The following is an 18,746-nucleotide window of genomic DNA, read 5'->3' as shown; positions in this document are numbered from 1 at the left end:
ATCCCGGTAGCACTGGGCTCCATCGTAGGCAATAAATCGGCATATGTCTTGTAATTGATCAATCGAAGGGGTTGAATCCCTTGTATACCCTTCGAGAGGAGTGCCACCGATGTCAGCACCTCCGATGCGGATACTCGCCGCCACCCTGATCATGGCAGTCACCGGGGCCACCCTGCTGGGTTGCGGCGACGAAGGATCCGACAGCGACAGCAGGAAGATCACCGTGTGGAGCCTGGAGGACGTGGCCGACCGGGTCACCGCCACCAAGGCGATCATCGCGGACTTCACCGCCAGCACCGGCATCACCGTCGACCTCGTCACCGTCAACGAGGACCAGTTCCCCGCCCTGATCGCCACCAGCGCCGCCGCCGGCGAACTGCCCGACGTGGTCGGTTCGGTGTCGCTCGCCGGCGTGCGTACCCTCGCCGGCAACGAACTGCTGCACTCCTCGGCGAACGCGGAGGTCGTCGAGAAGCTCGGCCGCCAGACCTTCTCGCCGCGGGCCCTGGAGCTGACCTCGGACGACGGCACCCAGCTCGCCGTGCCGAGCGACGGCTGGGGCCAGCTGCTCGTCTACCGCAAGGACCTGTTCGCCGCCGCCGGGCTGCCCGCCCCCGACACGTACGAGCGGATCGCCGCCGCCGCGACGAGGCTCAACACCGGCGGCGTCGCGGGCGTCACGGCCGCCACCGCCCCCGGCGACGTGTTCACCCAGCAGACCTTCGAACACCTCGCGCTGGCCAACAACTGCCAGCTCACCGACGACTCCGGGGCCGTGAAGCTGGACTCCCCGGAGTGCGTCGAGGCGTTCCGGTTCTACGGCGACCTGATGCGCACCAGCTCGGTCAGGGGCGCGCAGGACGTCGACACCACCCGGGCCACCTACTTCGCCGGCAAGGCGGCCATGCTGGTCTGGTCGCCGTTCATCCTCGACGAGCTGGCCGGCCTGCGCGACGACGCCAGGCCGACCTGCCCGCAGTGCCAGGCCGACCCGGCGTTCCTCGCCAAGAACAGCGGCTTCGTCACCGCGATCAAGGGCCCGAACGGCGCCGAACCCGCCCAGTACGGCGAGATCAGCTCCTGGGCCGTGCTCGACGGCGCCGCCGCCGACCCGGCGAGGTCCTTCGTCGAGCACATGCTCGGCGACGGCTATCCGCGCTGGATCGGCATGTCCCCCGAGGGGCGCTTCCCCGTCCGCAAGGGCACCGGGCAGGAGCCGGAGAAGTTCCTCACCGCCTGGAACACCAGCCAGGCCGGCGTCGACACCCGCAAGCCGCTCGCCGAGGTCTACGGCGAGGACGTGCTCGCCAGCCTGCGCCGCAGCCCCGACACCTTCCAGCGGTGGGGCCTCACCCAGGGCCAGGGCAAGCTCGTCGGCGCGATCCTCGGCGAGCTGCCGGTGCCCAAGGCCCTGAACGACGTGGTCGCCGGCAAGACCGACGCCGCCGCGGCCGCCGGACGGGCGAAGAAGGACGTGGAGGCGATCAAGGCGGGCGTCAATTGACCGCCGCCCCACCGGACACCGGCCGCTCCCCCGCCCGGGAGCGGCCGGCCCCGGCCCGCCGCCGCAGACCACTGACCCTGCGCCGCCGCGAGTCCCGCGCCGGGCTCGCGCTGGTCGCCCCGACCCTGCTCGTCGTGGTCGCCGTGATCGGCATCCCCATCGTCTGGACCGTCGTGCTGGCCTTCCAGCGGGTACGCCTGGCGACGCTGCGGCGTACCGGGCTGTTCGGCGAGTTCACGATGGACAACGTCGAGCGGGTGCTCAACACCCCCGGCTTCGCCGACACGCTGTGGACCACGCTGGTCTACGCCGTGGCCAGCACCGCCGGCTCGATCGTGCTCGGCCTGGTGGCGGCGCTGGTCGTACGCCGGCCGTTCCGGGGTCGCACCCTGGTGCGCGCGTCGATGCTGCTGCCGTACGTGGCGCCGGTCGTCGCGGTCACCTTCGTCTGGCAGGTGATGCTCGACCCGCAGCTCGGCATCGTCAACGACTGGGGCCGGCGGTTCCTCGGCTGGGACACCCCGGTGCCGTTCCTGTCCCAGGAGTCGACGGCCCTGGCCACGGTCGTCGCCTTCGAGGCGTGGCGCTACTTCCCCTTCGCGTTCCTGTTCCTGCTCGCCCGGCTCCAGGCGGTGCCGGGCGAACTGGAGGAGGCGGCCCGGGTCGACGGGGCCACGCCCACCCAGCGGTTCCGGCACATCCTGCTGCCGCAACTGCTGCCGGTGATCGGCCTGCTGGGGGTGCTGCGCTTCATCATGACGTTCAACAAGTTCGACGACGTCTACCTGCTCACCGGCGGGGCCGCCGGCACCGAGGTGGTCAGCGTCCGGGTCTACGAGTTCCTCACCGCGCGTACGGACATCGGCGCGGCGGCGGCGCAGGCGGTCGTGCTCGCCGTGGTGCTCATCGTGTTCGTGGTGGTGTACCTGCGCTTCTTCGGCGGACGGAGGGACGGCTGATGGACCGGGACCGGATCGAGACGGTGGGCCTGCGCTGGCTGCGCCGGCTGGTGATCGCCGCGTTCCTGCTGGTCACCGTCTTTCCCTTCTACTACATGCTGGTGCTCTCGGTGCGCCCCATCGAGCGGCTGCTGCTCGACCCCGGCTCGCTGGTCGTGGGGCTGGGCGAGCTGACCTTCGACACGTACGCCGAGGTGGTGAGGGCCGTCGACGACGGCGGCCAGGGTTTCCTCACCTTCATGCGCAACAGCGGCCTGGTCGCCGTCGCGGCGACGCTGCTGACGCTGGCCGTGGCGATCCCCGGCGCGTACGCGGTCGCCCGGCTGCGGTTCTTCGGCCGGCGGCAGGTCGACTTCCTCTTCCTGGCGGTCTACCTGTTCCCGTCGATCGTCATCGCCATCCCGCTCTTCGTGGTCTTCACCCGGGCCGGGCTGCGCGGCTCGCTGCTCGGCCTGGTGCTGGTCTACATCTCGCAGACCCTGCCGGTCTCGGTCTACATGCTGCGCAACTACTTCGAGACCATCCCGGTGAGCCTGGAGGAGTCGGCCGCCATCGACGGCGCCGGGCGGCTCGGCATCATCCGCCGGGTCAGCCTCCCCCTGGCGGCGCCGTCCATCATGGCCGTCGCCCTGTACGACTTCATGATCGCCTGGAACGAGTTCCTCTTCGCCCTGCTGTTCCTGGTCGACAAGCCGCACCGGTGGACGGTGTCGCTGGGGCTGGCGCAGCTCGCGGACGGCGTCGAGGTGCCCAAGACGGTGCTGATGGCCGGCTCGGTGATCCTCACCCTGCCCATCGTGATCCTCTTCTTCGCCAGCGAGCGCCTGCTCACCGAAGGGCTCACCAGCGGCGCGGAGAAGGGCTGAGGCGGCGGGGTTGCCGCGCGGTGGACGCTGACCGAGGATGTGCCGGGTGGATGCCTCCCCCGGCGCGGTCCCCGACGACGCGCCCACGGCTGCCCCGCCCGCGGCCGGTATGCGGCTGCGCGACGTGCAGCCGGGCGACCTCGACGCGTACGTGCGGATGCGCTGCGATCCGGCCGTGATGGCGGAGCTGGGCGGCCCGCAGCCGCGTGAGCGGATGCCCGCCCAGCTCCGGCGTGACCTCGAGACCGTCCGCGACGGTAGCGCCTGGATCAAGATGATCATCCCCGGCGGCTCGGCGCAGGTGGCGGGGACGGTGACGTTGTACTCCCACGGGGGCGTCTCCGAGATCGGATGGATGGTCGTGCCGGAGTTCCAGGGCAGGGGCCTGGCGGGCAGCGCCGTCCGGGCCGTGCTCGCCCTGGCCCGGACGGACGGCCGATGGGGCCTCATCCACGCCTTCCCCGCCACGACCAACGCCGCGTCGAACGCGATCTGCCGGTCGGTCGGCTTCGCCCTCGTCGGCGAGGAGCAGACAGAATTCGCCGGCCGCCTCTTCCGCACCAACCACTGGGTCGTCGATCCGTCGGCCGGCGCTGCCGACCCGTCGGCGGAAGGCCCGGGCGGCGACGTTCCGCCAGCCTGAGCGGCCACCTCATCCCCGGCCCACGGCACCGGCGGGGCATCGCCCCGTCCGCCCCACCCCCGGGGAGCACCGGGGCCCCGGCTACGGTGGCGGCATGGCAAACCCGACCCGTTGGGAGACCGAGACCGGTCCGGAGCACTCGCAGTGGTACATCGACCGGTTCCGCCGGCTGGCCGCCGAGGGGGCCGACCTGGCCGGCGAGGCCCGCCTGCTGGACGCGCTGGTCGCGCCCGGGTCCCGGATCCTCGACGCCGGCTGCGGCACCGGCCGGGTGGGCGCGGCGCTGGCCGCCCGGGGCCACACCGTGGTCGGCGTGGACGCCGACCCGGCGCTGGTGGAGGCCGCCCGCACCGACCACCCGGGCCCGCGCTGGCTGGTCGCCGACCTGAGCGAGCTGGACCTGGCGGCGGCCGGCGAGCCGGAGCCGTTCGACGCGGCGGTCGTGGCCGGGAACGTGCTGGCCTTCGTCGCCCCCGGCACCGAGCGGGAGGTGCTGCGCCGCGTCGCCGCCCACCTGCGCCCCGACGGCGTGCTGGCGGTCGGCTTCGGCACCGACCGGGGCTACCCGCTGACCGGGTTCGACGCCGACGCGGTGGCCGCCGGCCTGCGGCTGGAGCACCGCTTCGCCACCTGGGACCTGCGCCCGTGGCGCGACGACGCCGACTTCGCCGTCACCGTGCTGCGCCGCCCCGCCGACTGAGCCCCGCCCGGCCGCGCCCGACCGGTTCGCCCTCGCCGAGGCCACCGGCGTGGCTCCGGCGGGGCAGGGCCCAGCCGGCGGCGCACTCAGGCGGGGGCAGCGCGCTCAAGCGGGGGCGGCGACGACCCGCGCGGCGGCCGGGTCGAGCGTGGCGCCGGCGGGCACCAGGGCGACCAGGCTGGCCGGCAGCCGCACCGGCCGCACGTCGCGGTAGCCGAGCGTGCCCAGCACCTCGCCGCCGGCCAGGACGTAGCGTCGGCCCAGGTCGGTGACCACGGAGACCGCGCCGCCGGTCGCACCGGGCGCCGCGACCGCCTCGACCACCGCGCCACGGCCCGGCTCCACCACGACGTGATCGGCGCGCACCCCACCCCCGGCCGCCGGGGCGGTGCGCGGCGCGGCGGCGAGGTCGGGCAGCCGTACGCCGAGCCGGACCTCCGTGACGCCGCCGTCGTCGCCCACCCGGGCGCAGAGCCCCGCCCCGTCGGAGGCGGCCAGTCGGGGCGGCGCGGTCGGCGGGGCGGTGGGCCCCGTCGGGGCCAGGTCGGGCAGCTTGGGCAGCGCCGCGAACCGCCCGAGCGTGATCGGCTCCGGCTCGCCCTGACCGGTGCGGGCCAGCAGCAGGCCGGCCTGCAACTCGGTGATGCCGGCCAGGCCGTCCCGCAGCGCGACGGCGTACTGCCGGCCACCGCCGGAGTTGCGCACCAGGTAGACGTCGCCGATGCGCGCCCCGGACACCCGCGCGGAGCGCTCCCCCTCGGCCGGCAGGGCGAGCGGGGCGAGGTCGGCGCCGGCGGGCAGGCTGTTGAGCAGGGCCGGGGCCGCCGGGACCGCCCGGGCCCGGGTGGCCGCCAGGGCGGCCAGCACCCGGTTGGTGTCGCGCACCAGGTAGCGGCGCTGGTGCCAGACGAGGTGCAGCCCGCCGTCGGGGTGGCGCAGCAGCAGCGCGTCCTCGCCGAGGGCCCGGCCGCCCCCGGCGGTGACGCCGATCAGCAGCGCCGAGCGGGGCGTCGTCCGGTCGGCCTCGGCGGCGGCGGAGCAGACCGTCCACGGCGCGGTGGAGAGCCGGCCTTTGGCGGGCAGCGAGTCGGGGGCGTCGGCGATGCCCAGCGGCAGCCCGCGCGGCACCCCGTCGATGGCGCGCCGGGAGACGAGCACCGTCTTCGGCCGCTCGGCACCGATGATCAGCAGGGCCGAGGCGTAGTTGAGCACCGGGTGCAGCTTCTCCTCCCGGTAGACGAACCGGGCCCCGGACTCCTTCTCCACGATCACCGCGCCCGGGTCGCGCCACGTGCTGCCGCCCCCGGTGAAGAGGCCGTAGAGAGCGAAACCGCCCAGGCCGATGGCCGCGACCAGCACGCTGGCCAGGCCGGCGCCGGCGAGCCGCCGGAACGGCGACTGCGCCGGGTCGGTCTCCCGCATCACCAGGGCGGCGACGGCCCGCTGGACGGTGAACTGGTACGAGTGCAGCTGGTCCTGCCGCGACGGCATCGCGTCCCCTCCGGTGGGCGGTCGGCGCACAGGATAAGCGTTGCGTCGATGCCCCGAGGACCCTGCGTCGCGGCGGCCCAGCCCCGCGGTGCGACCAGGATCACGGCGCGGACGCGGACGCCTCTCGCCTGACGGGATAGCATGGGCACGTACGGGTACCCCCCGGGGTATGCTGGGAGAGCGAGGAGGCGCGCGGTGAAGCTGCGACCCGAGATGACGAGCGAGGCCCTGACCCGCCTGAAGCGGGCCCGGGGTCAGCTCAACGCGGTCATCGAGATGATGGAGACCGGCCAGGACTGCCGCGAGGCGCTTACCCAGCTCGCGGCGGTGTCGAAGGCGATCGACCGGGCCGGCTTCAAGATCATCGCCTCCGGCATGCGGCACTGCACCGCCGCCCGCGAGCGGGGCGACTCCCCGGAGATGACCGAGGAGGAGCTGGAGAAGCTCTTCCTCGCCCTCGCCTGACCACCACCGGAAGAAACGCACCGCGCACGTTGCGTGACAGCGACGTGTGCGGGTAGACAGATTGCACACGTCACCACCCCTGACGTGTGTCCGCCACATACCCCCCGGGGTATTTGATCCCACAAGGAGCACGGCAATGGCAGTTGAGGTGTCCGTCATCGCGACGTCCTCGCTCGGCGACCGCAGCTACCTGGCCTCCGACGGCACGGTGGCGATCGTGGTCGACCCGCAGCGCGACATGGACCGGATCCTGTACCTCGCGGGCGAGAAGGGCGTACGCGTCACCCACGTGGTGGAGACCCACATCCACAACGACTACGTCTCCGGCGGCCTGGAGCTGGCCCGGTCGACCGGCGCCCGCTACCTCGTCGCCGCGGACGACGAGGTCGACTTCGACCGGACGCCGGTCGCCGACGGCGACACCGTGCCCGTCTCCGGCGCGCTGCGGCTGCGGGTGCTCGCCACGCCGGGACACACGTTCCACCACCTGTCGTACGTGCTCGACGAGGCCGACGACTCCGGCTGGCGCCCGCTCGGCGTCTTCACCGGCGGCTCGCTGCTCTTCGGCACCACCGGGCGCACCGACCTGCTCGGCGGGGAGCACGCCCACGAACTCGCCCACCACCAGCACGCCTCGGCCCGGCGCCTGGCCGACCTGCTGCCCGACGGCGCCGAGGTGTGGCCCACCCACGGCTTCGGCAGCTTCTGCTCCGCCAGCCAGGCCGACGCGCCCGAGTCGACGATCGGCCGGGAGAAGCGGGCGAACCCCGTGCTGCGACTCGCCGCCGACGAGTTCGTCACCGAGACCCTCGCCGGGCTCGACGCCTACCCGGCGTACTACGCCCACATGGGGGTGGCGAACCTCGCCGGCCCGGCGCCGGTCGACCTCACCCCGGTCGCCCGGGCCGACGCCGCCGAGCTGCGGGAGCGGATCGCCGCCGGCCAGTGGGTCGTCGACCTGCGCCACCGCAAGGCGTACGCCACGTCGCACCTGGCGGGCACGGTCGCCCTCGGACTCGACGGCCCGATGTCGACCTGGCTCGGCTGGCTCATCGACTGGGGCGCACCGCTCACCCTGCTGGCGGAGACCGAGGAGCAGGTCGCCGACGCCCAGCGCGAACTGGTCCGCATCGGCATCGACCGGCCGGCCGCCCAGGCCACCGGCGACCCCGACCGGTGGTCCACCGGGCCGGGACAGCTCCGCGAGCTGCGGCTGGCCGACTTTCCCGCGCTGGCCGCCGCCCGGGCCGGCGACACCCCGGCGGGGCTGCCCGCCCCGGACGTGGTGCTCGACGTCCGGATGACCAACGAATGGACCGCCAGTCACGTCGAGGGCGCCGTGCACATCCCCCTGCCCGACCTGCCCGGGCGCCTCGCCGAGGTGCCCGCCGGCACCGTCTGGGTGCACTGCGGCTCCGGCTACCGGGCCACCGCCGCCGCCTCGCTGCTGGCCAACGCGGGCCGCGAGGTCGTCGTGATCGACGACAAGTTCGGCCGGGCCGAAGCCGCCGGGGTCGCCATGAGCCCCGGCGACGCCTGACCGACCCGCACCGCCGGCCCCGCCCCCTGCGTACGCCACCGGTCGTCCGCACGGCGACGCGCGCCCGCCGCCGATCGGCGCCGGGCCGACTCACCCTGCCCGTCCACGGGCGATCGAGCACCGAACGAGGAGAGATGACCACTTCACCGAGCGCCCCGCCCACCCTCGACGCCGCCACGCTGCGCGAGCTGATCGAATCCGGTCGCGCTCCGCGCATGCTGGACGTGCGCACCCCCGCGGAGTTCGAGACGGCCCACGTCCCCGGCGCCCACAACGTGCCGCTCGACGTGCTCAGTAAGCACCGCGAGGAGTTGCGGCGGCACCTCGACGAGACGGTGGTGCTCATCTGCCGCTCCGGGGCCCGCGCCACCCGGGCCGGGCAGGCCCTCGCGGGCGTCGGGCTGCCCGACCTCAGGATCCTCGACGGCGGGATGACCGCGTGGCAGGCCGCCCGGGGACCGGTCCGACGGGGCACCCCCCGCTGGGAACTGGAGCGGCAGGTCCGCCTCGTCGCCGGCTCGATCGTCCTGCTCAGCGTCCTCGGTTCGGTGTTCGTACCCGGTCTGAAGTGGGTCGCCGGCTTCATCGGCGCCGGCCTCACCTTCGCCGCCGTCACCGACACCTGCGCGATGGGCATGCTGCTCGGCAGGCTCCCCTACAACCGCGGCGCGAGCTGCGACGTGCAGACCGTCGTCGGGCGGCTCGGAGACCACCCGACGCCCCGGCCCCTGCCGTGACCGGCAGCCTCGCCGTGACCGTCGCGCTGGCCGTCCTCATCGGGGTGAGCCTCGGCCTGCTGGGCGGCGGCGGGTCCATCCTCGCCGTACCGCTGCTGGTCTACGTGGCCGACCTGCCGGCCCGGGAGGCGATCGCCACCTCGCTGCTCGTCGTCGGGGTGACCAGCGCCGTCGGCGCGCTGCCGCACGCCCGGGCCGGCCGGGTCCGGTGGCGCACCGGCCTGCTCTTCGGGGCCGCGGGCATGGCCGGCGCGTACGGCGGCGGGCGCCTCGCCGCGTTCGTCCCGCCCGCCGTTCTGCTCGCCGGCTTCGCCGTCATGATGCTCGCCACCGCGACGGCCATGCTGCGGGGCCGGCGCGACGGCCCCCGGCGGCAGGGGCGTGAGCTGCCCGTGGCGCGGGTGCTCCTCGACGGCGTCGTGGTCGGACTGGTCACCGGTCTGGTCGGCGCGGGCGGCGGGTTCCTGGTGGTGCCGGCCCTCGCGCTGCTGGGCGGCCTGCCGATGCCGGTCGCGGTCGGCACCTCGCTCGTGGTCATCACGATGAAGTCGTTCGCCGGGCTGGCCGGCTACCTGTCCACCGTCGACATCGACCCGGGCCTGGCCACCGCCGTCACCGCCGCGGCCGTGCTCGGCAGCCTGGCCGGCGGCCGGCTGGCCGGACGCGTCCGCGAGGACGTGCTGCGCCGGGCGTTCGGCTGGTTCGTGGCGGCGATGGGCGTGTTCGTCCTGGCCGGGCAACTGCCCGCACACCTGCGGACGGGTCCCCTGCTGTGGACCGTCGCCCTGGTGGCGGCGGCGACGGCGGCCACGGCGGTCGTGCGGCGCCGCCGCTTCGGCCGACCCGACCATCGGGACCGGTCCGACCGTCAGAGCCCGCCCGAGCGGCGGAACCGGTCCGACCGTCAGAGCTTGCCCGAGCGGCGGGACCGGTCCGACCGTCAGAGCTTGCCCGAGCGGCGGGACCGGCCCGACCGGACGTAGCGGATTCGTCAGGGGCGCAGGATCAGCCGGATCGGGTCGCCCTGTTTGGTCTGCACCCGGCGCACCGCCTCCTCGGCGTCGGCCAGCGGCAGCACGTCGCTGATCGACGCCGACAGGTCGAGTCGCCCCTGCCGAGCCAGGGACACCAACTGCTCGACGTGCTCGCCCTCCGAGCCGTAGTGGCCGAGCACCGCCTGCTGGAAGTAGGTGAACGGGCTGTCCGAGGCGATCGTCACCGGCTTGTTGGCGATGCCAACGAGCACCAGCCGGCCCCGGCGGCCCAGCACGGTCAACGCCTGCTCGCGTACGGCGGTCACCCCGGCGAAGTCGAACGCGACGTCCAGCCCCCGCCCGCCCGTCAACTCCAGCACGGCGTCGCGGAACGCCGTGTCGGCCGGGTCGAGCACCGCGTCGGCCCCCAGGACCGCTGCCCGGTCCCGCGCCGCCGCCAGCGGTTCCACCGCGATCACCGGGGCCGCGCCCACCAGGCGCAGCAGTTGGACGGCGTGCGCGCCCAGCCCGCCCACGCCCCACACCCCGACCGCCTCGCCGGGGCGGGTCCGCGCGGTGTCCGTCACCGCCGCCCAGGGGGTGGAGACCGCGTCGGGGATGATGCAGGCCTGTTCGAAGAGCAGGTCGTCCGGGATCGGCACGACGGTGTCCTCGCTGGCGACGACGTACTCGGCCCAGCCGCCGTCGTAGTCCACGCCCCGGGTCAGCACGGTGCCGCGTCGGTCCCGCTCCCCCGCCTGGAGCAGCACCCGCTGGCCGGGCTGCCAGCCCTCGACGTCGTCGCCGAACGCGTCGACCACCCCGGCGACCTCGTGCCCGAGCGTCACCGAGTCGCCGGGCAGGTACAGCGGCGTGAGGGTGCCGTCGATCAGGTGCACGTCCGACAGGCAGACCCCTGCCGCCTCGACCCGGACGCGTATCTGCCCGTCCTGCGGCTCGGGCACCGGCACCGATTCCATCCGCAGCGCCCGTTCCGTCAGGTGCAGCCGTCCGGCCAGCATGTCCGCCACCGCGCCCCCTGCCCGGCCCCCGGTCGGGTGGCCCTCGACGGGTGGGCATACCCGGCCGGGCGGGAGGAATGCGCGTGCCGGCCGCCGGAGCCCGGGACGGTGGCGGGTAGCATCCGGGCCCGTGGGCGTGCGATTCGAGGAACTGGCCTGGCGGGAGACCCCGATCGGCCTCATCAGCCTGCGCCGGCGCCGCGACCCGTCGCTCGACGTCGAGGTGTACGAGGTCAAGCTCGACGACGAGTACCTGATGTCCAGCCTCTTCCCCGTCGCGGAGATCGAGCTGGCCCGGCTGGGCCTGGCTCCCCTGTCGGGGCAGGGGCTCGACGTGGTCGTCGGCGGCCTCGGCCTCGGCTACACCGCCCGCACCGCGCTCTCCGACGACCGGGTCGGCTCGCTGCTGGTGGTGGAGGCGATCGAGGACGTCATCGACTGGCACCGCCGGGGGCTGCTGCCCTTCGCGGCCGGGCTGGCCGCCGACCCGCGTACCCGGTTCGTGCGGGCCGATTTCTTCGCCGCGGTGGCCGACGGCACCGGCTTCGACCTGCGGGAGCCGGGGCGGCGGTTCCACGCCGTGCTGCTCGACGTGGACCACTCGCCGCGCAACGTGCTGCACCCCGGCCACGCCCCCTTCTACACCCCCGACGGCCTGCGCCGGCTCGCCGCCCACCTGCACCCGGACGGGGTGTTCGCCCTCTGGTCGGACGATCCGCCCGATGCCGACTTCGAGGCCGTCCTCGCCGAGGTGTTCCGTACCGCGCGGGCGCACGTCGTCCCGTTCGCCAACCCGCTGACCGGCGGACAGTCGGCCAACACCGTCTACGTCGCCCAGCGCTGACCCGGTCACCGGGCACCCCGCTGGGCGCCGACCGGCACGCTGCGCCGCCTGGACGCGACCCGCGGAAACGGGACGCCTCGCTGCTGCACCCGGCGAGGGCCCGCCGAGCACCCCGCCGAACTGACCAGCGGACGCCGCGCCTGTCCGGGACGGACGCTTGCCGCCCGCACCGCCGCGTCCACTCGCGATCTTGGACAGTTGTCGTTTCCTGAGGACGACAACTGTCCAAGATCCATCCTGTCGGCCGGCGGCGGGGCAGCCGGCGGCGGGGCAGCCAGCGCCGACGAGTCAGGTTGCCGGATGGTCGGCGGACCGTCGCGGCCCTGCGGGCGTGCGCGGCGTACTCCCGTACCGCCGGCTTCCGGGCGGCGCTGGACGCGGTGCTGGCCGACGCGGCGGCCAGGACCACGACGGTGATGTCAGCAAAAGTGTGCGCCACCGGCGGACCGCGCGAGGACTTCGCCGGTCGTGGCGGCATGGCCGGGTGCGGGCCGGGAAGGCAGACGGCCAGGCCGCGCCGCGCGGCCGGAGTCACGGGAGGTGGACATGCGAGCCATGCTCTGGGCGGTCGGGGTCGTCGCCGGCGCGCTCATCCTGCTCGGGCTGCTGCTGGAGGCGGTCCGCTGGCTGGTGATCATCGGCGTGGTGGCGCTGGTCGCGGTCGTCGTCATGGGGGTGGTCAAGGGCCGGCGGGCGGTGCGCCATTCCGCCGGGCGCCGCTGACGGCGAGCGCGGCGGCCAACTCCTCGTCGTAGGTCGCGATCGGGCGCCCGTCGGCCGCGTAGGCGACCAGCCGGCCGTGGGTCATCGTCGCCGAGCGGAACGAGAACGTCCGGGGGCCCGGGTAGGGCGCGAGCAGTGGAACGACCCGGGGCGCGCCACCGGGGGCGGAGTGGTATTCCAGCCGGGCGACGGCGGGCGACACCACCCCGTTGACGCGGACCTTGGTCTTCTCCCTGCGAGTGCCGAAGGTGACCGGCGCGTCCGTGCCGTAGGCGGCGCACTCCGCCGGGCCCCGGCAGACGAAGAAGTAGCGCGGGTTGGCGACGTCGGAGAGCGCGTACGCCTTGAAGGTCGGATCGGCGCCGGCGGGCAGCGGCTGCACGGCGAAGAACGCCACGGCCAGCGCGGCGGTCGTGCCCACCCGCAGCCAGCCGCGGGTCGCCGGGGTCCGTCTGCCCGCGCCGGCCGCTGCCAGCGCCACCCCGCCGAACCCGGCGAGGCAGAGCACACCGACGCCGAGGGCCCGGGCGTTCTCGAGGAGGAACTGCACCCCGGACGTGGTCGAGACCGGCCTGAGCGCCACCCCCAGCGAGACCACCATGGTCACCAGCAGGGCGCCGCCGGCGACCCGCCGGGCGACCCCGTCGGCCCCGATCAGCAGCATCGCCGCCAGCACCGGCCAGATCTGGTGGTGCGTCCAGGACACGGGGGACGCGGCGACGGTCGCGCAGCCGACGAGCACGGCGGCGTGGCCGGGGCGCCCGTGCGCGGCCAGGTGCCGGGCCCGCAGCAGGGCCACCGCGCAGACGACGGCCACCAGGGCCGCCCAGAGCAGCGGCAGCGACGCCTGGTCGAGGCCGAGGCGCAGCAGCATGCCGTGCACCGACTGGTTGCCCAGCGAGGCCAGGTTGCCGATCCGGGACGTGTTGCGCACCGCCTCGGTCCAGTACGTCCAGCTCTCCGCCGGGAGAACCACCGCGCCCAGCGCGGCGCAGGCCAGGAACGTGACGACGGCCCGCCCGGCGTCCCGGTAGCGGCCCGTGACGAGGAAGTAGACCACGAACAGCAGCGGGGTCAGTTTGATCGCGGCGGCCACCCCGACGAGGACACCCCGCAGCCGGGCCGGGGGGACGCCCATGCCGTCGAGCAGCGCGAGCAGCACGATGAAGACGCTGACCTGGCCGAAGCGCAGATTGCTCTGCACCGGCGCGGAGAGCATCAGGGCGCAGGCGACGGCCGGCACGACCAGGTGCCGCCGAGGCCCGCCGGCCAGTACGCGGCCGACCGGCACCGCGATGGCGACCACCGCGAGGCAGATCAGCGCCAGCCAGACCCCCTGCACGACCCCCTCGGCGACGGCCGAGACCGGCCAGAGCACGAGCGCGGCGAACGGCGGGTAGGTGAAGGGGCCGCCGTTCTCGGCGGCGAACTCGTACAGCGGCCGGCCGGCCTGCAGGTGCAGCAGTGCGTCACGATAGATGTGCAGGTCGGAGAGGCGGTCGGGGCGGAGCGTGACGAGCGCCGACGACCCGGCGGCGAGCAGGGCGAACACGGACCAGAGCCCCACGACCCGTCGATCCCGCACCGTCGGAGTCTACGGCTGGGGCCGGTCGGACGGGGGGACCCCGCCACTACCTACGCAACCGTAGGTTACCGTTAAGTAGGAGATGGTCCGGCACGGGCGGAGGAGAGACATGGACCTGAGTGCCGAGCGGCCCTGGCTGCGCAGCTACGCCCCGGGCGTGCCGGCGACCGTCGCGCCGTCCGACGAGTCGCTGGTCGACCTCCTGCGCGACGCCGCCCGCCGCTTCGGTCCCCGGATCGCCCTGGACTTCTTCGGCGCCACCACCACGTACGCCGACCTGGACGACCAGGTGGGCCGGGGGGCCGAGGCGCTGCGCCGGCTCGGCGTCGGCCGGGGCGACCGGGTGGCGCTGGTGCTGCCGAACTGCCCGCAGCACGTGGTCGCCTTCTACGCCGTGCTGCGGCTCGGCGCGGTGGTGGTGGAGCACAATCCGCTCTACACCGCGCAGGAGCTCACCCGGCAGCTCGCCGACCACGGCGCCCGGGTCGCGGTGGTCTGGGACAAGGTGGCCCCCCTCGTCCGCGACAGCGCGGGCGCGACGGCCGTCGAGACCGTGGTCGCGGTGGACCTCACCCGGGCCCTGCCCCGGCGCAAGCGCTGGGCGCTGCGGCTGCCGTTGGCCCGGGCGCGGGCCACCCGTGCGGCGATGACCGGGCCCGCGCCCGGAGCGCTGTCCTGGGAGCGGCTGGTGGCCGAGGCCACTCCCCTCGACGCCGCGCATCCCGCCCCCGGCCCGGACGACACGGCGCTGTTGCAGTACACGGGCGGCACCACCGGCACGCCGAAGGGCGCCATCCTGAGCCACCGCAACCTGCGCACCAACGCGGCGCAGGGCCGCGCCTGGGTGCCGGGTCTGCGCGACGGCGAGGAGACGGTGTACGCGGTGCTGCCGCTGTTCCACGCGTACGGGCTGACGCTCTGCCTCACCTTCTCGGTGGGCATCGGCGCCACGCTGGTGCTGTTCCCCCGCTTCGACCTGGACCAGACGCTGGCGGCGGTGCGTCGGCGGCCGCCCACCTTCCTGCCCGCCGTCCCGCCGATCTACGAGAAGCTCGCCACGACCGCCCGGGAACGCGGGATCGACCTCTCCTCGGCCCGGTACGCCATCTCCGGCGCCATGGCGCTGCCCCCGGCGACGGTCGAGCTGTGGGAGTCGGTCACCGGCGGGCTGCTCGTCGAGGGCTACGGCATGACCGAGACCTCCCCCGTCGCGCTCGGCAACCCGGTCTCCCCCGCCCGCCGGCCGGGCACGGTCGGCGTGCCGTTCCCGTCCACCGACATCCGCATCGTCGACCCCGAGGACCCGTCGCGCGACCGCGCCCCGGGTGAGGCGGGCGAGCTGCTGATCCGGGGGCCACAGGTGTTCGCCGGCTACTGGAACCGCCCGGCGGAGACGGCGGCGGCGCTGCTGCCCGACGGCTGGCTGCGCACCGGGGACGTCGTGGTGGCCGACGCCGACGGTTTCGTCAGCGTGGTCGACCGGATCAAGGAGCTGATCATCACCGGCGGGTTCAACGTCTACCCGTCGGAGGTGGAGGACGCGCTGCGCCGCGTTCCCGGCGTCCGCGACGCCGCGGTGGTCGGCCTGCCCGGCGAGCACGGCGGCGAGGAGGTGGTGGGGGCGGTCGTCCTGGACGAGGGCGCCGAGCCACCTGACGAGGCGAGCCTGCGGGCGGCGTGCCGGCGGCACCTGGCCGGGTACAAGGTGCCCCGCCGCGTGGTCGTCGTCGAGGACCTGCCCCGCTCCCAGATCGGCAAGGTCCTGCGCCGCGAGGTCCGCGACCGGCTGCTCGCCGACGGCTGAGACCGCCGGGCCCGGCACCGCGACGGCGGGTGCGGCGGTGCCGCGGGCCGATCGGTCAGGCGACGGGCGGGCCGGCCCGCAGGACGCGCCGGGCCCGGCGGCGGTCGAGCCACCGCGGCTCGGGCGGGTCCGTCGGATCGACGCCGGTGACCAGATCCAGCAGGATCAGCGCCCAGAAGCCGGCCGCGCTGAGCATGTTACGGGCGCGGCCCGGCTCCGGGGCTCCCGGCGGCAGCACGACCTGCGCCCACCGCCAGGCCACCCAGGCGGTCTCCCGGTCCGGGTGGTGCCGTCCGGAGCGGCTGAGCAGCCGGACCTCGCGGCGCGCGGAAGCCGGCAGCCGCCACCAGCGCCGCAGGGTCTCCAGCCGCTCCTCGGCTCCGTCTGCAGGCGGCGGAACGGTCACGTCACCGGGGTTCATGGCTGGCAAGGATAGGCGGGCCGCGCACCAACGATCCCGGCGGGACAGCGCTCCCCTCGGGGGCGGCGGGGCCGGCGAGGGCAGCGGAACCGGCGAGGGCAGCGGAACCGGCCGGGGCAGCGAGGGCGGGTCAGAACCAGTCGTCGCGCATCTCCAGCGTGGTCCGGTCGAGGCTGTCCAGCAGGTCGAACTGCGGCCCGGTGCGGGGCAGCTCGTACCGGAAGAAGTACCGGGCGGCCTGTCGCTTGCCGGCGTGCAGGTCGGCGTCCGGGCCGTCGCCGGGGTCGCCGGCCGCCTCGACGACGAGAAGCTGCTCCAGCCACATCCACGCGATCACCACGTGGCCGACCGCCTCCAGGTAGACGCTGGCGTTGGCCAGCGCCACCTCCGGGTCGCCGGTGCTCCACAGTCGCCGGGTGACCAGGGCGACCCGGTCGAGGGCGGCGCCGAGCGGGGCGGCCAGCTCGGCGGCCTCGCCCCCGGCCTGCCACGCGCGGGTGGTCGTGGCCCGGACCGCCTCCACCAGCAGCGCCAGCCCGGCCCCGTCGCGCATGGTGACCTTGCGCCCCAGCAGGTCCAGCGCCTGGATGCCGTGGGTGCCCTCGTGGATCGGGTTGAGCCGGTTGTCGCGCCAGTGCTGCTCGACGTCGTAGTCGCGGGTGTAGCCGGAGCCGCCGTGCACCTGGATGGCCAGGTCGTTGGCGGCCAGGCACCACTGCGACGGCCAGCTCTTCGCGATCGGGGTGAGCACGTCCAGCAGCAGCCGCGCCCGCTCCCGGTCCGCCGCGTCCGGCGCGGTCTTCTCCTCGTCGAGCAGCCGACCGCAGTAGAGGACGAGCGCCAGGGCGCCCTCCACGTAGCTCTTCTGCGCCAGCAGCATCCGGCGTACGTCCGGGTGGGCGACGATGGGCACCTGCGGCGTGGTCGGGTCCTTGTCGGCCAGCGGTCGGCCCTGCGGGCGCTGGCGGGCGTACGCGAGGGACTTGAGGTAGCCGGTGTAGCCGAGTGCGGTGGCGCCGGCGCCCACCCCGACGCGCGCCTCGTTCATCATGTGGAACATCTGCGCCAGGCCCTGGTGCGGCTCGCCGACCAGGTAGCCGACCGCGCCGGGGCGCCCGCCGGGCCGGTGCACGCCCTCGCCGAAGTTGAGCAGCGTGTTGGTGGTGCCCCGGTAGCCCATCTTGTGGTTGAGGCCGACCAGCACGACGTCGTTGCGGGCGCCGAGCGCGCCGTCGTCTCCCAGCAGCACCTTCGGGACGATGAACAGCGAGATCCCCTTGACCCCGGGCGGGCCGCCGGGGATCCGGGCGAGCACCAGGTGGACGATGTTCTCCGACAGCTCGTGGTCGCCGCCGGAGATCCACATCTTGGTGCCGTGCAGCCGGTACGTCCCGTCGTCCTGCGGCTCGGCGCGGGTGGTGATGTCGGCCAGCGAGCTGCCGGCCTGCGGCTCGGACAGGCACATCGTGCCGAAGAAGCGCCCCTGCACCATCGGGCGGACCCAGGTGTCGATCTGCTCGGGGCTGCCGTGCGCCAGCAGCAGGTTGGCGTTGCCGAGGGTCAGCAGCGGGTACGCCGAGGTGCCGGCGTTGGCGGCCTGGAGCCAGGCGAAGCAGGCGGCCCGTACGACGTGCGGCAGCTGCATGCCGCCGACGGACGCGTCCATGCCGGCGCCCAGCAGCCCGGTCCCGGCGAAGACGTCGAGGGCCTGCTTGACCTGCGCGATGGTGTGCACCCGGCGGCCGTCGAAGGTGGGCTCGGCGAGGTCGGCGGCCCGGTTGTGCGGGGCGAACCGCTCGACCGCGACCCGCTCGGCGAGCTCCAGCACGGCGTCGAAGGTTTCCCGGGAGTGCTCGGCGTAGCGGTGCCGCTCGATCAGCCGGGTCACCTCCAGCCAGTCGTGCAGCAGGAAGCGCAGGTCGCGACGGGAGAGCAGGGTGGACGACACGGGTCTCCTTCCGTCGACGGGCGGGCCGTCGGCCGCGGCGCGGCCCGGCGACGCCCTCGCGCAGGTCATCCTGTCTGATCCGGCCGGCCACCGCACCACCCGACGCCGCGTCGTCGGGTGACCCGGGGCCGTGGCGCGGCAACGCCGCCGGACCTCCGGCCGGCTCCTCCGGCCGGGGCGGAGCGCGCCACCGGCGCCCGCGGCTCCCGCGCTGGCGGCCCGCGTCCGTGCCCCCGCCACCGGCACCTGCGGCCTCCGCGCTGGCGGCCACGTCCGTGCCCCCGCTACAGGCGGCGGCGCGGACGGCCACTGTCGGGGGTGGGCGGAGTCGGGCATCACACCGCAATCCGGACAGGTTCTTGCCATATCGATAGACGGGTCCCTATCCTCGCTGGAAAGCGCTTTCCGGGCACGGGTGACGGCACCACCAGAGCGGATCTTGGCGGCCTCGCGGCCGACGCCGACGACCTCGACGGTCGGGGCCGGGCGGAACCGCCGACCCGTTCCACATCGAGAAGAA

Annotated in this window: 16 protein-coding genes and 1 pseudogene; 12 read left to right on the top strand and 5 right to left on the bottom strand. The window is 74.7% G+C overall.

The genetic code is table 11. From position 1 onward, the window contains the following. Positions 1 to 109: 109 nt before the first annotated feature. The 5 genes from AC0OO9_RS27470 to AC0OO9_RS27450 all read left to right on the top strand — a co-directional run bounded on the left by AC0OO9_RS27470 (position 110) and on the right by AC0OO9_RS27450 (position 4,672). Complete coding sequence (locus AC0OO9_RS27470) at positions 110 to 1,504, top strand: ABC transporter substrate-binding protein (RefSeq protein WP_484513429.1); 1,395 nt, start codon at positions 110 to 112, stop codon at positions 1,502 to 1,504. Next, a complete protein-coding gene (locus AC0OO9_RS27465) occupies positions 1,501 to 2,463 on the top strand; it encodes a carbohydrate ABC transporter permease (protein WP_484513427.1) in 963 nt (320 codons plus the stop codon). The genes AC0OO9_RS27470 and AC0OO9_RS27465 overlap by 4 nt, the downstream gene beginning before the upstream one ends. Then, on the top strand, positions 2,463 to 3,329 hold the full coding sequence (locus AC0OO9_RS27460; protein WP_425878203.1) for a carbohydrate ABC transporter permease: 867 nt from the start codon (positions 2,463 to 2,465) through the stop codon (positions 3,327 to 3,329). Before AC0OO9_RS27465 ends, AC0OO9_RS27460 begins: the two co-directional genes overlap by 1 nt. Positions 3,330 to 3,375: 46 nt before the next feature. Further along, entirely contained in the window at positions 3,376 to 3,972 is a 597-nt protein-coding gene (locus AC0OO9_RS27455; protein ID WP_484513424.1) for a GNAT family N-acetyltransferase, read from the top strand. A 94-nt stretch (positions 3,973 to 4,066) separates the two neighbouring features. Beyond that, positions 4,067 to 4,672, top strand: a complete 606-nt coding sequence (locus tag AC0OO9_RS27450; RefSeq protein WP_421449174.1) for a class I SAM-dependent methyltransferase — start codon at positions 4,067 to 4,069, stop codon at positions 4,670 to 4,672. A gap of 105 nt (positions 4,673 to 4,777) precedes the next feature. Here the strand turns inward: AC0OO9_RS27450 and eccB are convergent, their stop codons facing one another. Continuing rightward, positions 4,778 to 6,163 (bottom strand): type VII secretion protein EccB, encoded by a 1,386-nt coding sequence (gene eccB / locus AC0OO9_RS27445; protein ID WP_484513422.1) that lies wholly within the window; start codon positions 6,161 to 6,163, stop codon positions 4,778 to 4,780. A gap of 195 nt (positions 6,164 to 6,358) precedes the next feature. Between eccB and AC0OO9_RS27440 the strand changes: the two genes are divergently transcribed. From AC0OO9_RS27440 to AC0OO9_RS27425, 4 genes and pseudogenes are all read left to right on the top strand, one after another. Continuing rightward, positions 6,359 to 6,628 (top strand): metal-sensitive transcriptional regulator, encoded by a 270-nt coding sequence (locus AC0OO9_RS27440; protein ID WP_089000744.1) that lies wholly within the window; start codon positions 6,359 to 6,361, stop codon positions 6,626 to 6,628. A 136-nt stretch (positions 6,629 to 6,764) separates the two neighbouring features. Further along, on the top strand, positions 6,765 to 8,168 hold the full coding sequence (locus AC0OO9_RS27435) for an MBL fold metallo-hydrolase (protein WP_484513419.1): 1,404 nt from the start codon (positions 6,765 to 6,767) through the stop codon (positions 8,166 to 8,168). A 134-nt stretch (positions 8,169 to 8,302) separates the two neighbouring features. Next, on the top strand, positions 8,303 to 8,905 hold the full coding sequence (locus AC0OO9_RS27430; RefSeq protein ID WP_484513417.1) for a rhodanese-like domain-containing protein: 603 nt from the start codon (positions 8,303 to 8,305) through the stop codon (positions 8,903 to 8,905). Further along, positions 8,902 to 9,747, top strand: a pseudogene (locus AC0OO9_RS27425) (sulfite exporter TauE/SafE family protein); the annotation flags it as partial. The gene AC0OO9_RS27430 and the pseudogene AC0OO9_RS27425, both read left to right, overlap by 4 nt. Before the next feature lie 149 nt (positions 9,748 to 9,896). On the opposite strand, the gene AC0OO9_RS27420 reads toward AC0OO9_RS27425, so the two are convergent. After that, the gene (locus AC0OO9_RS27420; RefSeq protein WP_484518064.1) at positions 9,897 to 10,901 is read right to left on the bottom strand and encodes a zinc-binding dehydrogenase; all 1,005 of its coding nucleotides are present in this window, start codon (positions 10,899 to 10,901) and stop codon (positions 9,897 to 9,899) included. 130 nt (positions 10,902 to 11,031) lie between these two features. On the opposite strand from AC0OO9_RS27420, the gene AC0OO9_RS27415 reads away from it, so the two are divergent. Both AC0OO9_RS27415 and AC0OO9_RS27410 read left to right on the top strand, forming a co-directional pair. Beyond that, positions 11,032 to 11,745 (top strand): polyamine aminopropyltransferase, encoded by a 714-nt coding sequence (locus tag AC0OO9_RS27415; RefSeq protein ID WP_484513415.1) that lies wholly within the window; start codon positions 11,032 to 11,034, stop codon positions 11,743 to 11,745. A 546-nt stretch (positions 11,746 to 12,291) separates the two neighbouring features. After that, positions 12,292 to 12,468 carry a hypothetical protein gene (locus AC0OO9_RS27410; protein WP_421449165.1) on the top strand — a complete coding sequence of 59 codons (177 nt, stop codon included), beginning with the start codon at positions 12,292 to 12,294 and terminating at the stop codon, positions 12,466 to 12,468. Here the strand turns inward: AC0OO9_RS27410 and AC0OO9_RS27405 are convergent. Beyond that, the gene (locus AC0OO9_RS27405; RefSeq protein ID WP_484513413.1) at positions 12,425 to 14,053 is read right to left on the bottom strand and encodes a glycosyltransferase 87 family protein; all 1,629 of its coding nucleotides are present in this window, start codon (positions 14,051 to 14,053) and stop codon (positions 12,425 to 12,427) included. The two genes, AC0OO9_RS27410 and AC0OO9_RS27405, sit on opposite strands and share 44 nt — an antisense overlap. 109 nt (positions 14,054 to 14,162) lie before the next feature. On the opposite strand from AC0OO9_RS27405, the gene AC0OO9_RS27400 reads away from it, so the two are divergent. Continuing rightward, positions 14,163 to 15,857, top strand: a complete 1,695-nt coding sequence (locus tag AC0OO9_RS27400) for a long-chain-fatty-acid--CoA ligase (protein WP_484513411.1) — start codon at positions 14,163 to 14,165, stop codon at positions 15,855 to 15,857. Between the two features lie 55 nt (positions 15,858 to 15,912). Here AC0OO9_RS27400 and AC0OO9_RS27395 read toward each other — a convergent pair whose 3' ends face one another. After that, complete coding sequence (locus AC0OO9_RS27395) at positions 15,913 to 16,278, bottom strand: hypothetical protein (protein ID WP_484513409.1); 366 nt, start codon at positions 16,276 to 16,278, stop codon at positions 15,913 to 15,915. 130 nt (positions 16,279 to 16,408) lie between these two features. Next, complete coding sequence (locus tag AC0OO9_RS27390) at positions 16,409 to 18,226, bottom strand: acyl-CoA dehydrogenase (protein ID WP_484513407.1); 1,818 nt, start codon at positions 18,224 to 18,226, stop codon at positions 16,409 to 16,411. Positions 18,227 to 18,746 lie beyond the last annotated feature (520 nt).

Source organism: Micromonospora sp. USAFONa4 (genome assembly GCF_057197825.1).
This window is presented reverse-complemented; position numbering and strand designations above follow the sequence as displayed.

What these genes read in the sequence shown, in the direction of transcription:
- AC0OO9_RS27430 (WP_484513417.1), top strand. Translation starts at nt 8,303, where the DNA reads ATGACCACTTCACCGAGCGCCCCGCCCACCCTCGACGCCGCCACGCTG.
- AC0OO9_RS27460 (WP_425878203.1), top strand. Translation starts at nt 2,463, where the DNA reads ATGGACCGGGACCGGATCGAGACGGTGGGCCTGCGCTGGCTGCGCCGG.
- AC0OO9_RS27470 (WP_484513429.1), top strand. Translation starts at nt 110, where the DNA reads ATGTCAGCACCTCCGATGCGGATACTCGCCGCCACCCTGATCATGGCA.
- AC0OO9_RS27400 (WP_484513411.1), top strand. Translation starts at nt 14,163, where the DNA reads ATGGACCTGAGTGCCGAGCGGCCCTGGCTGCGCAGCTACGCCCCGGGC.
- AC0OO9_RS27435 (WP_484513419.1), top strand. Translation starts at nt 6,765, where the DNA reads ATGGCAGTTGAGGTGTCCGTCATCGCGACGTCCTCGCTCGGCGACCGC.
- eccB (WP_484513422.1), bottom strand. Translation starts at nt 6,163, where the DNA reads ATGCCGTCGCGGCAGGACCAGCTGCACTCGTACCAGTTCACCGTCCAG.
- AC0OO9_RS27395 (WP_484513409.1), bottom strand. Translation starts at nt 16,278, where the DNA reads ATGAACCCCGGTGACGTGACCGTTCCGCCGCCTGCAGACGGAGCCGAG.
- AC0OO9_RS27450 (WP_421449174.1), top strand. Translation starts at nt 4,067, where the DNA reads ATGGCAAACCCGACCCGTTGGGAGACCGAGACCGGTCCGGAGCACTCG.
- AC0OO9_RS27410 (WP_421449165.1), top strand. Translation starts at nt 12,292, where the DNA reads ATGCGAGCCATGCTCTGGGCGGTCGGGGTCGTCGCCGGCGCGCTCATC.
- AC0OO9_RS27420 (WP_484518064.1), bottom strand. Translation starts at nt 10,901, where the DNA reads ATGCTGGCCGGACGGCTGCACCTGACGGAACGGGCGCTGCGGATGGAA.